We start from the raw sequence: 15,579 nt of genomic DNA, 5'->3' as shown, positions 1-15,579 counted from the left end.
CAATGCGGGGTACGCATACTAATGCGTATTTTCTATATGAATTGATATTTTGTAGGTAAAACAAAAATCCCTCAGCTATACAGCTAAGGGATTTTCTTTTAGATCATAAGGTTACTTACCGAGGTGCAACCAGGTTTCCAAAACGGTATCTGGGTTAAGTGAAACAGAGTCTATGCCCTGCTCCATTAACCATTGTGCGAGATCGTCGTGGTCGGAAGGTCCCTGACCACAAATGCCGACGTATTTACCCGCTTTGTTGGCTGCCTGAATCGCCATGGAAAGCATGGCTTTCACCGCTTCATTACGCTCATCAAACAGGTGTGCAATTTCACCGGAATCGCGATCCAAACCAAGCGTCAGCTGAGTCATGTCGTTGGAGCCAATGGAGAAACCATCAAAGTACTTCAGGAAGCTTTCTGCCAATACTGCGTTAGATGGCAATTCACACATCATGATCACTTTCAGACCTTGATCTCCACGACGCAAATCGTGCTTCGCCAGCAAATCAATGACCGATGCCGCTTCGCTTACTGTACGGACGAATGGAATCATGATTTCTACATTTTTCAGACCCATTTTGCCGCGCACGCGTTTCATGGCTTCACATTCAAGAGCAAAGCAGTCCTGGAATTGCTCTGAGATGTAACGGGACGCACCACGGAAGCCTAACATTGGGTTTTCTTCAGTTGGTTCGTAACGCACACCACCCACCAGATTACGGTATTCGTTCGATTTGAAGTCCGACATACGAACGATCACACGCTTCGGCCAGAAGGCTGCGGCTAGTGTTGAAATACCTTCGGTTAACTTCTCGATGTAGAACTCAACCGGATTCTCGTAACCTGCGATACGTTGATCAATCTCTGCTTTAATTTCAGATGGCTGATCGTCGTAATTCAGAAGAGCTTTCGGGTGAATACCAATCATCTTGTTGATGATGAACTCGAGTCGCGCCAGCCCCACACCTTCATTCGGGATAGTGGCAAAATCAAAGGCACGATCTGGGTTGCCCACGTTCATCATGACTTTAAGTGGCAGTTCCGGTAAATCGTCGACGGAAGAACGGCGAATTTCGAAGTCCAGTTCACCTTCGTAAACATAACCGGTTTCACCCTGTGCGCAGGACACAGTCACTTGTGCACCATTGTTTAGGCGCTCAGTTGCATTACCACAACCTACAACCGCAGGAATACCAAGTTCGCGCGCAATGATCGCCGCATGACAGGTACGGCCGCCACGGTTGGTGACGATAGCGGCAGCTTTCTTCATCACAGGTTCCCAGTCAGGGTCTGTCATGTCCGCAACCAGTACGTCACCTTCCTGAACCTGATCCATTTCATCCAGTGATTCCACCACACGAACCACACCAGAACCGATGCGTTGACCAATCGCTCGACCTTCGATTAAGGCTTCAGATTGTTGGTTCAGGTGGAAGCGTTCCATGACGTTTTTGTCGTCACGAGAGCGAACGGTTTCTGGGCGCGCCTGAACAATAAGCAGTTCACCGGTTACACCGTCTTTCGCCCACTCGATGTCCATTGGACGACCGTAGTGTTTTTCGATGATTAGGGCTTGCTGCGCCAGCGCCTGAATTTCTTCATCGCTCAAAGAGAATGAACTGCGCTCTTCGGCTGAGGTATCAATGGTTTCAACCTGAGTACCCAGTTCCGAGCCCTCGGCGTAAACCATTTTGATAAGTTTTGAACCCAATGTACGGCGAACCACAGAGTGATGACCCGCCTGAAGGCTAGGTTTATGAACGTAGAACTCATCGGGGTTTACACTCCCCTGAACTACCATCTCACCCAAACCCCAGGAGGAAGTGATGAAAACAACCTGATCAAAACCAGATTCGGTATCCAGAGTAAACATCACGCCTGACGACGCTTTGTCGGAACGAACCATGCGCTGAATGCCCGCAGACAACGCCACACCTTTATGGTCGAAGCCTTGGTGGACACGGTAGGAAATCGCACGGTCATTAAATAAGGAAGCAAATACGTGTTTTACGGCTTCAATCACCGCATCGATACCACGTACGTTTAGGAAAGTTTCTTGCTGACCCGCAAAGGACGCATCTGGCAAATCTTCAGCCGTCGCGGAAGAGCGAACAGCCACAGAAAGCATCTCGTCACCTTCGCCTAATTCCGCGTAACAACGGCGGATGTCAGCTTCCAGTTCTTCAGTAAATGGATGCTCCAGCACCCAGTTTCGAATGGTCTCTCCCGTTGATTTCAGTGCTTGCACATCATCAACGTCGAGTGTTTCCAGCAGGGCATAAATACGTTCGTTCAGCCCACCGGATTCGAGAAACTGATTAAACGCAAAAGAGGTGGTGGCATAACCGTTAGGGACTTTCACACCAGCGTTGGCAAGGTTTGCCACCATTTCACCGAGTGAAGCGTTTTTACCACCAACTTTATCAACGTCATTCATTGATAAAGCGTCATACCAAACAACATTTTGTTGCATGGGATAATCTCCTTGTTATTGGATCTGTAGGGTTTTAGTGGGGCTTGAATCAACGCAAACGATTGGCTTGGGATTTAAAAAATTTTTCCGGCAGCGTCACATTTACGGGTATCGATCCCCTGTAATGTAAATAAACATATATTTTTATTATGAAACTCACACTACAAAAATATTTTAAGGATTCAACTTTTTATGCAGTGCAAAACTAGTTTTCGTGACGTGTTTTATGTTTCAGACGGTACCGCCATCACCTCGGAGACCATGGGACACGCGGTTTTAGGGCAATTTTCAATCGAAACCAGACAGACAACTCTGCCATTTGTCGAGAATGTAGAGCGCGCAAATGACGTTAAAGCACTGATAGATAAAGCATATGAAGAAACTGGCAACAAGCCATTGGTGTTTTTTTCCATCGTAGTGCCTGAAGTCAAGCAGGTTATTGAACAATCGAACGCTCAGCTGTACGACGTGCTTAATACACTGGTTGAACCGCTAAGTAAAGACCTGGGGCTGCAACCTAAGCCCAAACTGCAACGCTCTCATAGCATCAAAAAAGACGTTCACAGCTACATGGACAGGATCGCTGCAATTGAGTACACACTGGCACATGATGACGGTATTTCATTGAATAATCTGGATCAGGCAGACATTATTTTGCTGGGTGTTTCACGTTGCGGAAAGACCCCGACCAGCCTGTATCTGGCCATGCAATTCGGAATTCGCGCCGTGAATTATCCCTTCATTGAAGAAGACATGGGAAGATTAAAACTGCCGAGCGCCATCGAGCCATTTCGCTACAAAACTTTCGGGCTGACCATTGAACCAGAACGTTTACACGCCATTCGTGAAGGAAGAATGGCCAACAGTGAATACGCCAGTCAGGATCAGTGCCAGAAAGAGCTCAATACCGTAGAAGCCCTATTCCGCCGTGAAGCGATTCCTTATCTGAATACCACTTCTCTCTCGGTAGAGGAAATTGCCACCCGCTTGTTAGACATGAGCGGATTGCAAAGGCAAATGTGTTAACGCAACCAAAATAGCGTTAGTACCGATTCATCAGATCCTGATTCGGTGACACCGACATTTCCATAAACTCACAGAACGCAGCCACCGCAGTGCTGCGTTCTCTTTTTCTAGACCACACTAACCCGACTTCCATATCTGGCACGTGATCAGCCAGTGGTCGCACTTCTACCCTTCTTCCTTCTAAAGACCAAGGGCGATAGACCATGTCGGAAAGAATCGTAACACCATAGTCATTAGCCACTAGACTGCGCACCGATTCCACTGAGGACGTGCGAAAAATGGTGTTTGGCTGATAAGGAGTCTGGTTCCAGTAGCGTTGAGCGGTATTACTCGCCTCATCGACGGTAAGCATGATGTATGGGTATTGAGCGACATCGTGAAAAGTCGCCAGTTTATTTTCCAGTAATGGATGACTGGAACTGACCCACAAACGACGGGGCGAGCTTAACAACGTTTGAAAGCTGATGTCTTCCTGATTGATAAGGTTCGAGGTCAGCATAAAAGCAAGGTCGTAATCGCCAGAGACTACCCCTTCTTCTATTTCACTCCGAGTCGCTTCCACCAGCTTGACGTCCACTTTGGGGTAACTGCGTTGAAAACGGGTTAAGTAAGGTGGCACAAAATACCCTGCCACCGTATAAGACATGGCGAGGCGAATCACACCCTGTACCTGATTAGAGCTGCGATGAGAGAGCAGCATCGCCTCTTCAATCTCTTTCACGATATGGGTCGCGTGCTGATAGAACTGGTTGCCTTCATACGTCAGCATCATTCCGTGCGGCTGACGCACAAACAGATTCACATTTAACATCTCTTCCAGCGATTTGATGGCAGTGGTAATGGCAGACTGAGACACGTGCATTGCATTGGCTGCCTGAGACACCTGACCGGAATCAGCGGTCGCAATAAAGTAGCGGATCTGTTTCATGGTTGGCTGCATTTCTGTTTTCCTTAACTCTTGCATTAATAAAACTGATATCAATAGCGAACGGCTTAACCTTCCCTCCCCCTACCCAGACGTTTTAATCATTAAATCTCATACAGATAACTTAATTTCATGTAAGCAAATCACATCTTCCTTCGTTATCTGTTTTTCTAATAACACTAGACTGAATTCCATATTTTACATATCAGCGCTGCAATTTTAACCTGTTATTAACAAGTCAAACAATACCCAACTCAAACAACAGCCAACATGGATATGTTTCGGCTGGTGGTCGTTGACAACACGTTCGAACAACAGGGAGAAGAACGATGAAACGAAACACCTCTCACGCGGCATGGCTTACGCTGACAGCGATTTTTGCTGTCGCCAGTAGCCCAACCTCTCATGCAAAAGACTGGTCATACACGGTAGACGTATGGACAACCCCTTTCGATATGTCCAGCGACAGAAAAGTGATGGATTACAAACCCGTCGCCAAAGCGCAAAAACCTTGGGATATCTGTGTTTCTTTCCCTCATCTGAAAGACGCCTACTGGACAGCTGTTAACTATGGTGTGGTCGCCGAAGCCAAGCGAACTGGTGTCGGAATGCAGCTTGTTGAAGCTGGCGGCTACACCAACCTTAATAACCAGATTTCACAAATTGAAGACTGCGTTGCCTCGGGAGCGGATGCCGTCATCATCGGTGCCATCTCTTATGAAGGGCTAAACAATCTGGTTAAGAACATCGCCAAGTCTGGCATTCCGGTGATTGATATCGTCAACGGCATGTCTTCTCCTGATCTTTCAGCTAAGTCGCTGGTGTCCTTTGGCGAAATGGGCTCGAAAATCGGTAAGTACTTAGCCGATGTTCACAAGCACGACAATAAGAAGGTCAAAGTGGGCTGGTTCCCCGGTCCTCCGGGTGCCGGCTGGGTAGAAGCAGGCAACAAAGGTTTTCAGTCAGCGATTGAAGGTTCCAACATTGAAGTGGTCGAAACCAAATACGGCGATACTGGTAAAGAAGTTCAGCTCAAACTAGTGGAAGACACCTTAGAAGCGCATCCGGATCTGGAGTACATCGTCGGAACAGCGGTTACTGCAGAAGCCGCCACCAGCCTGTTAAGAGCCCGTGGATTAACGAATCAAATCAAGGTGCTTTCTTACTACTTCACTCCCGGTGTTTATCAGGGCATTAAAAGGAAGCTGATCCTCGCGGCACCGACCGATTCTGCGGTGATTCAGGGAAGAGTTGCCATTGATCAGGCAGTCCGAATTCTGGAAGGTAAACCATACACCAAGCACGTCGGCCCTCAGTTGTATGTCATCGATGCCTCCATCATCGACCACTTCGACCGCGACAGCTCATTAGCACCGGCAAACTTTAAACCTACGTTTTCGGTGAAACCACAATGATGATGAGTTCAACCTCACCCATCCTCTCTTTACACGGGATACACAAACAGTATCCCGGTGTAAAAGCACTGGACGATGTGGATTTCACTCTGGAAGCAGGCGAAGTGCATGTGTTGTTTGGTGAAAACGGGGCAGGAAAATCAACACTTATTTCCATTATCTCAGGTGCAAATCGCGCCACAGATGGAGAGATACGGTTTCGCAATCAGCCAGTGAGCTTTAAGAGTGTATTCGACGCCAGAAGCAACGGCATTAGTGCGGTGTTTCAGGAGTTTTCGCTCGTCGATACCCTATCCATCGCTCAGAACCTTTTTCTGGGTGAAGAGCCTTTGAAATCCGGTTTTCTGGATACCAGCTCTTTACAACAGAAAGCGAAAAGCCTTCTGGAACGAATGGGGTTTGACCTTGATCCCGATGTGTTAGTGGGTGAACTTTCCCGCGCTGAAAAGCAGATGGTGGAAATTGCTAAAGCGTTGCGCGGCGAGCTTTCTGTATTGATTCTGGATGAACCGACGGCTTCATTAACCAATAAAGAAACCGAGCAGCTGTTTGACCTGATTGCCCAAATCAAACAGCAGGGTGTGGGCATCATCTACATTTCCCATCGCATGGCTGAAATTCGCCAGATTGCAGACAGAATTACTGTGTTGCGTGATGGCCGCTATATCGGCACCAAAGCGTGTGAAGAGGTTGAAGAACAAGAGCTCATCACCATGATGACGGGACGCGTGGTGGATCAAATCTACCCAGACATACCCTTCTCGCCCAAAGAAACCGTTCTTGAAGTTCGCGAGATGAGCACCCGAGACGGCAACCTGGACACCCTTTCGTTCCATGCACGGGCAGGTGAAGTCGTCGGGTTTGCTGGGTTAGTCGGTTGTGGAAAATCGGAAGCACTGCGCGCCTGCTGTGGTCTGGAGCCTGTCTCTTCGGGCTTCGTGGTTTTTCAGGGCGAAAACGTCACCAATCTGAGCACTCGTGCCATGTTAGATCGCGGTTTTTTCTATAACTCCAGAGATCGCAAAGCTGAAGGTTTGGTGATGATTCGTAGCTGCCGTGAAAACATGAGTCTGGCTGCGATCCGAACCCCGCAATACTCAAGCAGTACAGGCGCACTTTCTATTGCCCATGAACAAGCGCAGACCGCACACCTAGCCACCAAGCTCAAACTGTACCCAAACAAAACCGAGCGCGATGTCGGGCAGTTCAGTGGCGGAAACCAGCAAAAGGTACTGCTTGCAAAATGCCTGACCCGAGACGTGTCTCTGTATGTATTCGATGAACCCACGGTTGGGGTGGATGTCGGAACACGCGCTGAAATCTATCGATTTATTGCCAGCCTTTGCGAGCAAGGCGCGGCAGTGGTGATCATCTCTTCCGATTTACCTGAAGTGGTTCACCTCTCTCACCGTCTTTACATCATGCGGGAAGGAAAAATCGAAGCGCACCTACAAGGCGACGAGATCACCGAACCTAATGCCCTATCCCACTTTTTTGAATCTATGCCGTCTCAGAATGAGGAGCTTCTCCATGAACACTAAGCCAATAAAAATGGATTCCTCCACTGCAAAACCAGTGTCTAACCCATCCAGAAGCAATGTAATGAACCAGATGAAAAGACTCTTTGTAAAGCTTGGTGTGCTGCCGATTTTGATGATTGCTGCCATCGTTATTTTTGCCAGCACGTCGGATAACTTTCTGACTTCGCGCAATCTCCTTAACCTTTTGCGCCAGTCTTCTTACCTCATCATGGTGGCCATCGGGCAGATGTTTGTATTGCTGACTGCGGGGTTTGACCTTTCTGTCGGCACCATCATCGCGCTGTCGTCTGTAGTGGGCGCAACCACCATGGCAAGCGTGTATGCCGCCATGCCCGATGCCATCTACCTCTCCATTGCCCTTGGCTTGTTAGCCGGCGTTGGTGTGGGTTTGCTCGTGGGCTTGGTAAACGGTGTGGGTGTCGCGCATTTCAATGTGTCTCCATTCGTCATGACCCTTGGCATTTCCTCTGTCGGATTCGGAGCGGCTCTCTACATGACAGGGGGTTCGCCCGTTTACGGTATGCCGATGGAATTTGGCGACACCTTCGGGTTTGGCAGCATTCTTGGTATTCCAACCCCAATTCTTGCTGCAATTCTGATGATGATAGCTGCCTTAGTCATCGTTAACCGGACTCGTCTGGGGCGTTACTTCTATGCCGTGGGCGGAAATATTCACGCCGCGCAGCTCTCTGGAATTCACACCCATAAGACGCTGATTCTGGCGTACTTGCTCTGCGCATTTTTTGCTGCGGTAGCGGGCATGCTGATTACCGCCCGTTTGGATACTGGCGAAGCCAACATCGGCGCAGCCATGCCACTCCAGTCTATTGCCGCATGCGTGATTGCAGGGGTAAGTCTGCGCGGCGGCGTGGGTCGGGTTGAACACGTGGTGCTGGGTGCCATCTTCATCAGCCTCGTCCAGAACGGGATGAACCTCACCCGAGTGGAATCTTATCTCCAAACCGTGGTGATTGGGGCACTGCTGATCTTCGCCGTCATCATCGACCAAATTCGTATTCGAATGCGAGCGAGCCTCGGGGCTCAGTAGGCTCCGCGCATCGTTAAAAGAAAACTATGGCATTCGTCTGGAATCAAAATTTCATAAGCAGGTATTTCTATGATCAACATAAATAGCGACATGGGGGAAGGCTTCGGCATCTACAAATTAGGTGACGATGAAGCACTCATGCCTTATATCACCGAAGCCAATGTAGCTTGCGGTTTCCATGCCTCCGACCCTAACCACATGAAGCGCACCGTGGAGCTGGCAAAACAATACGATGTAAAAGTGGGCGCGCATTTCTCATTGCCCGATTTACAAGGCTTTGGACGCAGAAAAATGCACCTTTCTCAGCCAGAGCTGCACAACATGATCGTCTATCAGATTGGGGCGTTAAAAGGCTTTCTGGATATGCTGGATATGCCGCTGAACCACCTTAAGCCTCACGGCATTTTGTACGGGATGGCGGCATCCGATCCGGAAATTGCGGAAACCATTGCCAACATCGCACTGCATTACGATGTTCCCGTATTCGGGCTGACCAATACCAGCCATGAGACAGTGTACAAGCGCAAAGGCGTTACCTTCGTCCCCGAGTTTTTCACCGACCTGGACTATGATCAACATGGGCACTTAGTGATTACTCAAACCCATGACGCAACCGACCCGATCAAAGCAGCAAAGCGGGTGTTAAAAGCCGTAGAGCAAGGCACGGTGATTGCGACTAACGGAGACGAGATCCCAGTCAGCGCCCAAACCGTTTGTGTTCATTCGGATACCCCTAACGCACTGGATATTGCCAAAGCGGTCAATGCAGCCCTTAAGCACCATTTACCGCAGTCATCAAAAGAATTTGATATTTCTTGATTTTCAAAGGAGTGAAACATGTCAGACAAAGAAATTCTCTGCCCACTGCCGGGCATCTTCTACCGCTCTTCAGCCCCCGATCAACCGAACTACAAAGAGATAGGTGACACGGTAACAGAGGGAGACACGATTGGTTTAGTGGAAGTGATGAAATCGTTCCACGAGATCAAAGCAGAAGCCTCTGGAGTGATAGACGAGTTTCTTCTGGAAAACGAGAAGCCAGTGAACGCGGGTCAGCCAATAGTCCGGCTAAAGTAGCCAGCGCTAATCAATAGCTCGCAGAATGAACACAAGGAGTTGTTATGACAATTCAAACCTTACTCGTCGCTAACCGAGGAGAAATCGCTGTGCGGATCATTCGCGCAGCTAAGGAAATGGGGATCCAGACCGTTCAGGTATACAGCGAAGCCGACAGCGAATCGCTGGCAGTCAGGCTTGCCGACACATCGGTGTGCATTGGTGCCCCAATGGCGAACCAGTCTTATCTCGATGGAAGTAAAATCATTCAGGCAGCACTGGATTCTGGTGCAGACGCGATTCATCCCGGCTATGGGTTTCTTTCTGAAAATGCGGATTTCTCTGATCAGGTGAGACAAGCCGGGTTGATATTTGTCGGCCCCAACGGAGACACCATGCGCCAGATGGCGGATAAGGCGGTCGCCCGTGAAACGGCCGAAGCCGCAGGCGTGCCTGTGGTGCCCGGAAGCTCCCCAATGAAAAACCCACAACTGGCGCTGGAAACCGCCAAAGAGATCGGTTTTCCCGTGATGATCAAAGCATCCGCAGGAGGCGGCGGTCGCGGTATTCGCGTCATCAATCAGGAATCGGAATTTCTTGAAAACTACCATCAGGCTGCCGCGGAAGCGCAAGCCGCCTTTGGTGACGGCACCTTATACCTCGAAAAATTCATTCATCAGTCTCGCCATGTGGAAGTGCAGATTCTGGCGGATGGTAACCGTGCCATTCATTTGTTTGAACGCGAATGCTCGTTGCAGCGTCGTCGCCAGAAAGTGTGGGAAGAAGCCCCTTGTACTGTGCTTCCCGAAGGTGTTCGCCAAGCCATGTGTGAGTCTGCCGTTGCTCTGGCTGAAAGCGTGAATTATCAGGGCGCAGGCACCATTGAATACCTGTACGACGACCAAAGCCAGTCGTTCTACTTTATTGAAATGAACACCCGAATTCAGGTGGAGCACCCGATTACGGAATGCATTACGGGGGTGGATTTGATTCGGGAAATGCTGCGCATTGGATCGGGTGAACCTCTTCGCCTTAACCAGGACGATATTGAAATTCGCGGTCATGCCATCGAGATTCGTCTCAATGCCGAAGACCCGTTCAATGGCTTTCTGCCCTTCCCCGGCATCATTAAGCAGTTTACCCCGCCGATGGGTTCAGGGGTTCGGTTCGACGGGCTGATCTATTCTGGTTTTGCCATTCCACCCTATTACGATTCGTTGCTGGGCAAGCTGATCGTCTGGGACACCGACCGTGACACTGCCATCCAGCGAATGGCGAGAGCCTTAAATGAACTTGAAGTCGAAGGCGTAAAGACCACTCAGCCTCTGTTCCAGAAGCTGTGTGAGTCTGAAAACGTGCTACGTGGCGACTTTAATACTGCATGGCTGGAAAGCTGGTTAGAAAACTTAAACCCGACAGATAGCACCGAGAACACGGGCCGTTCACTGTCTCAGGCATCATAAGGAAAGACGATGAAAACACGCTATTCATTCGGCGGAGACGAGCACATCTTTGTGGAAGTCAGCGAAGAAATGTCCCTCGCCGCCTTTTTTAAAAGCCTGTCTATGACGCAGGCGATCCGCGACGCCAACATTGATGGTGTTGAAGAGATCTGCCCTGCCAATGCGTCTTTTCAGGTGAAGTACAACCCAGATATTTGTTTGCCTGAAGTGATGCTTAAAACCATTCAGGACATCGAAACGTCCATGGCACAGACAGAAGCCAAAATTGCCACTCGGATCATTGAAGTCCCTGTGTTTTATCAAGACCCGTGGACACACGAAACCCTCATGCGCTTTAGAGACCGTCATCAGGATCCTGATGGAACGGACCTGTCCTATGCCGCCCGAATCAACGGCTATGATTCGGTCGAAAGCTTCATTAAAGCACACTCTGATTCGCCTTGGTTTGTGACCATGGTGGGCTTTGTGGCGGGGCTGCCATTTATGTTCCAGATGGTAGAACGCGAGAAACAGATTCAGGTACCCAAGTACGTTCGCCCAAGAACCGACACGCCAAAACACACTGTCGGCTACGGCGGCTGTTTTTCCTGTATTTATTCTGTTCGTGGTGCAGGCGGTTATCAGATGTTTGGTGTCACCCCGATGCCAATCTATGACCCAAGCCAGAACGCCGCTCACCTGAAAGATTTCCTGGTGTTCTTCCAGCCCGGCGACATAGTCAAATTTCGCCCGATTGAGGAATCCGAATATCACGACATTGTCAGTCAAGTTAAAGACGGCACGTACAAACCAAGAATCCAGTCTACCGAGTTTTCTCTGGCGGAATTTGAACAGGACATTGGCAGCTACAACGCGGCACTGAAGGAGGCGCTTTATGAGCATTAAGGTTAACCACCCGGGTCTGGCGACCGCTGTTCAGGATCTCGGTCGAACTGGGTATTTCCATCTCGGCATTCCGGTATCTGGTGCTATGGATCGTTTCGCTTGTCGCTGCGCCAACTGGTTGGTTGGTAACGACGAAAACGCCGCAGTATTGGAAGCGGTTTTTATGGGACCCAAACTCACCTTTTCTAACGACTGCACCGTCGCCGTTACTGGCGCAAACATGACGCCTTTTGTTAATGGTGAAGCGCAAACAACCTGGACGAGTTTTACGATTAAAGCGGGGCAAGAACTGACGTTTTCTCACCTGACCCAAGGTGCCCGGATTTACATAGCTGTTTCTGGCGGGATTGATGTTCCTGAAGTGTTGGGCAGCCGTTCAACCTACACACTTGGCGCGCTGGGTGGCTTTGAAGGCAGACCGATTCAGCAAGGTGACGAACTTCCGGTAGGACAATCCGGCTCAGGCTTTGAGGTTCGTACCTTACCAGAATCGCTGCGCCGACCGAATTCTAATGAATTAAGAGTCGTTACTGGGCTCTACTGGCACCGAATTACAGAGGCATCTGGCAAACAGTTTTTTGAAGATACGTGGCAAGTAGCACCGGAAGCAGACCGCATTGGGTACCGCTTTAAAAACGGCACGCCACTGGAATTTAATGAACGCGAACAACCATTTGGTGCTGGATCTGACCCATCCAATATTGTGGATGGCTGTTATCCGTATGGCTCCATTCAGGTGCCTGCAGGTAAAGAGCCCATCGTGCTTCACCGCGATGCGGTTTCTGGTGGCGGCTACTTTATGATTGGCACCGTCATATCTGGTGATATGGATCTGATTGGTCAGATGCAGCCCAATACCTCCACACGTTTTGTTGAGGTGTCGATGGAAGAAGCGTTGGCAGCACGCAAGGAATATAAGTCTCTACTAGACAAAGCGAAACACCACATCCAAAGCAGTGGGGTGAGCCAGTGACCTTACTTCAGCAACAAGCCTTTATTAACGGTCAATGGCAAGACAGTGCTAGCGGCACAACGTTTGCTGTGCTCGACCCAGCCAATGGCAACCAGCTTGGAACAGTGCCAGAGATGGGCGTAGAAGAAACACTGGTCGCCATCTCTGCCGCCCACGCTGCGTTTTCAACGTGGAGTAAAACCACTGCAAAGCAACGAGCCGAATGCCTGATGAACTGGTATCACCTCATGTTGGAGAATCAGGCGCAACTGGCTGAGCTGATCACTCAGGAATCGGGGAAACCGCTGGCAGAATCGATGGGCGAGGTTTTATACGGCGCTTCTTTCGTTCAGTGGTTTGCCGAAGAAGGAAAACGGGCTTATGGCGACATCATTCCATCCACCGCCGCAGACAGGCGCTTGCAAACCATCAAGCAGCCTGTCGGGGTTTGCGCTGCGATCACGCCATGGAATTTTCCGGTTGCCATGATCACCCGAAAAGCGGCTCCCGCTTTAGCAGCAGGCTGCACCATGGTCATCAAACCCGCCGAAGCGACACCTTTTTCCGCTTTGGCGTTGGCGAAACTCGCTAAAAAAGCGGGGATTCCGGATGGAGTCATCAACGTGGTCACTGCCTCCAACGGAGTTGAAATCGGTCAGGTTCTGTCTCGGGATGAGCGTATCAGAAAGCTGTCGTTTACGGGTTCTACAGCGGTCGGTCGGCAACTCCTCAAGCAGTGTGCTGACACGGTAAAACGAGTGTCGTTAGAACTTGGTGGTAACGCGCCATTCATTGTGTTTGATGATGCCGATATCGACTCTGCTATCGAGGGTGCAGTTGCCTCCAAATTTCGAAATTCAGGGCAGACCTGCGTCTGTACCAACCGGATTCTGGTGCAGTCGGGCGTTTACGATGCCTTTTGCGAAAAATTTGCCAGAGCCGTCAGCAAACTCAAAGTGGGTGAAGGTATTAATCCCAAACACCAGATCGGTCCTTTGATTAGTGAGCCAGCATTGGACAAGGTCGATGCCCACATTCGTGATGCGTTGAGCCAAGGCGCGCATCTGCTGACTGGCGGCTCTGGCCATTCTTTAGGTGGTTTGTTTTATCAGCCCACCGTGCTGTGCGATGTAACCCCTATGATGCGAATCGCCTCTGAAGAAACCTTTGGTCCTGTGGCACCCATTTTCAAATTCCATACCGAAGACGAAGCTATTCGACTGGCGAACGATACCGAATATGGGCTTGCGGCGTATTTCTACTCGCAAAACATTCATCGATGCCTTCGAGTGAGTGAAGCGCTGGAGTACGGCATGGTAGGCGTCAATGAAGGCATTATTTCCAATGAGGTCGCACCATTTGGCGGGGTGAAATCATCGGGCTTAGGTCGGGAAGGATCGCGTCTGGGCATCGAAGAGTATCTGGAAACCAAATACATCTGTTTTGGTGGGCTGTCTTAGCTGCTTTTATCTGTCGTAACAATCTTTATCTGTTTTTAAAAGGAACACACACATGAACAACCAGTCACTGATGGAGCGCCGGCAAAAGGCGGTCCCCAGAGGCGTGGCTTCGGCTACCCCTTTGTTTGTGAAACGCGCAAAAAATGCGGAGATTTGGGACGTAGAAAACCGTCGATATATCGATTTTGCAGCTGGAATAGCAGTCGTCAATACAGGGCATTGCAACCCGGCAGTAAGCGAAGCGGTCATCAATCAAATTGACCTGTTCAGCCACACCGCTTTTCAGGTTGCGGGTTACGAAACCTACATTGCACTTGCCGAGCGTTTGAACGCCCTCGCACCAATCGACAACGCCAAAACCATACTCATGACCACGGGGGCAGAAGCGTTAGAAAATGCCGTGAAGATTGCCCGCCATTACACGAAGCGCCGTGGCGTTATCGCCTTTCACGGAGGCTTTCATGGCAGAACCATGCTAACCATGGGCATGACGGGAAAAATCGCCCCCTACAAAGAAGGCTTTGGTCCCTTCCCTGCCGATATTTTCCATGTGCCCTTCCCCGTTCCGTATCAGGGAATGGATACTCACTACACCATGAAGTCGCTGGAAAAAGTGTTCAAAACCGACATCTCTCCTGACTCAGTGGCTGCCATTGTGATTGAGCCGATTCAGGGTGAAGGCGGGTTTTACGCAGCACCCGCTGAGTTGATGGAGCACTTGCGTGCGCTCTGCGATCAGCATGGGATCTTACTGGTCTTTGATGAAGTGCAGACGGGGTTTGGTCGCACAGGAAAAACCCTCGCAAGCGAACACTATAACGTTCAACCCGATCTGATTACTGTCGCCAAAGCGCTGGCTGGCGGCTTCCCTCTTTCTGGCATTATTGGAAAGGCTGAAATCATGGACAGCCCCAACCCCGGAGGATTGGGCGGGACTTATGGCGGCAGCCCGGTGGGGTGTGCGGCAGCACATGCAGTACTGGATGAACTCGAAAGCCGAAACCTGAACCATAAAGCACAGATTATCGGGCAAAAAATCGAGCGTGCCATTAAGCAGGTGAAAGATGCTCACCCAGACACTCCAATTGCCTACGTTCGACATGCCGGAGCCATGATTGCTTTCGACTTTGTTGACGGTGAATCCCCAGCGCCCGAGCACGTTGCCCCGTTTATCACCCACTGCCGTAACAATGGCCTGATCGTGCTGCCATGCGGTCAGTTTGGAAACGCGGTGAGATTATTGCCTCCATTAACGGTCGAGGATCATATTCTGGAAGAGGCAATTGAAATCATTCAGAACTCGCTGATCGCCATAACGACACAGTAGTTAAATAAT

13 protein-coding genes are annotated in these 15,579 nt (G+C 49.9%); 11 read left to right on the top strand and 2 right to left on the bottom strand.

The features are described 5' to 3' along the window. Positions 1 to 111 precede the first annotated feature (111 nt). Positions 112 to 2,472 (bottom strand): phosphoenolpyruvate synthase, encoded by a 2,361-nt coding sequence (ppsA, locus tag QMG91_RS21835; RefSeq protein WP_022561148.1) that lies wholly within the window; start codon positions 2,470 to 2,472, stop codon positions 112 to 114. A 192-nt stretch (positions 2,473 to 2,664) separates the two neighbouring features. Between ppsA and ppsR the strand changes: the two genes are divergently transcribed. Continuing rightward, positions 2,665 to 3,498, top strand: coding sequence for a posphoenolpyruvate synthetase regulatory kinase/phosphorylase PpsR (gene ppsR / locus QMG91_RS21830; protein ID WP_281832192.1), 834 nt, complete (start codon positions 2,665 to 2,667; stop codon positions 3,496 to 3,498). Between the two features lie 16 nt (positions 3,499 to 3,514). Here ppsR and QMG91_RS21825 read toward each other — a convergent pair whose 3' ends face one another. Continuing rightward, entirely contained in the window at positions 3,515 to 4,438 is a 924-nt protein-coding gene (locus QMG91_RS21825) for a LysR family transcriptional regulator (protein ID WP_004402484.1), read from the bottom strand. Positions 4,439 to 4,752: 314 nt separating this feature from the next. Between QMG91_RS21825 and torT the strand changes: the two genes are divergently transcribed. The 10 genes from torT (at position 4,753) to gabT (ending at position 15,570) form a co-directional block, all read left to right on the top strand. Next, the gene (gene torT, locus QMG91_RS21820) at positions 4,753 to 5,838 is read left to right on the top strand and encodes a TMAO reductase system periplasmic protein TorT (protein WP_022589327.1); all 1,086 of its coding nucleotides are present in this window, start codon (positions 4,753 to 4,755) and stop codon (positions 5,836 to 5,838) included. Further along, the gene (locus QMG91_RS21815) at positions 5,835 to 7,379 is read left to right on the top strand and encodes a sugar ABC transporter ATP-binding protein (protein ID WP_281832189.1); all 1,545 of its coding nucleotides are present in this window, start codon (positions 5,835 to 5,837) and stop codon (positions 7,377 to 7,379) included. Before torT ends, QMG91_RS21815 begins: the two co-directional genes overlap by 4 nt. Continuing rightward, positions 7,369 to 8,427, top strand: a complete 1,059-nt coding sequence (locus QMG91_RS21810; RefSeq protein ID WP_281832187.1) for an ABC transporter permease — start codon at positions 7,369 to 7,371, stop codon at positions 8,425 to 8,427. Before QMG91_RS21815 ends, QMG91_RS21810 begins: the two co-directional genes overlap by 11 nt. Positions 8,428 to 8,496: 69 nt before the next feature. Next, the gene (pxpA, locus tag QMG91_RS21805; protein ID WP_281832185.1) at positions 8,497 to 9,246 is read left to right on the top strand and encodes a 5-oxoprolinase subunit PxpA; all 750 of its coding nucleotides are present in this window, start codon (positions 8,497 to 8,499) and stop codon (positions 9,244 to 9,246) included. An 18-nt stretch (positions 9,247 to 9,264) separates the two neighbouring features. Continuing rightward, the gene (locus QMG91_RS21800) at positions 9,265 to 9,504 is read left to right on the top strand and encodes an acetyl-CoA carboxylase (RefSeq protein WP_022598579.1); all 240 of its coding nucleotides are present in this window, start codon (positions 9,265 to 9,267) and stop codon (positions 9,502 to 9,504) included. Between the two features lie 44 nt (positions 9,505 to 9,548). Next, positions 9,549 to 10,946, top strand: a complete 1,398-nt coding sequence (locus QMG91_RS21795) for an acetyl-CoA carboxylase biotin carboxylase subunit (RefSeq protein WP_281832182.1) — start codon at positions 9,549 to 9,551, stop codon at positions 10,944 to 10,946. Between the two features lie 9 nt (positions 10,947 to 10,955). Continuing rightward, on the top strand, positions 10,956 to 11,831 hold the full coding sequence (locus QMG91_RS21790; protein ID WP_281832180.1) for a 5-oxoprolinase subunit B family protein: 876 nt from the start codon (positions 10,956 to 10,958) through the stop codon (positions 11,829 to 11,831). Beyond that, positions 11,821 to 12,804: a 5-oxoprolinase subunit C family protein gene (locus tag QMG91_RS21785; protein ID WP_281870348.1), complete on the top strand. Its 984-nt coding sequence runs from the start codon at positions 11,821 to 11,823 to the stop codon at positions 12,802 to 12,804. The genes QMG91_RS21790 and QMG91_RS21785 overlap by 11 nt, the downstream gene beginning before the upstream one ends. Continuing rightward, positions 12,801 to 14,243, top strand: coding sequence for an NAD-dependent succinate-semialdehyde dehydrogenase (locus QMG91_RS21780; protein ID WP_281832176.1), 1,443 nt, complete (start codon positions 12,801 to 12,803; stop codon positions 14,241 to 14,243). The genes QMG91_RS21785 and QMG91_RS21780 overlap by 4 nt, the downstream gene beginning before the upstream one ends. 52 nt (positions 14,244 to 14,295) lie before the next feature. Then, positions 14,296 to 15,570: a 4-aminobutyrate--2-oxoglutarate transaminase gene (gabT, locus tag QMG91_RS21775; RefSeq protein WP_281832174.1), complete on the top strand. Its 1,275-nt coding sequence runs from the start codon at positions 14,296 to 14,298 to the stop codon at positions 15,568 to 15,570. The last annotated feature ends 9 nt before the right edge of the window (positions 15,571 to 15,579 follow it).

The sequence above is a fragment of the Vibrio nigripulchritudo genome (genome assembly GCF_027924785.1).
Lineage (GTDB): Bacteria > Pseudomonadota > Gammaproteobacteria > Enterobacterales > Vibrionaceae > Vibrio > Vibrio nigripulchritudo.
Note: the sequence above shows the minus strand (reverse complement) of the source record. Positions and strands in the feature narration are given on the sequence as shown.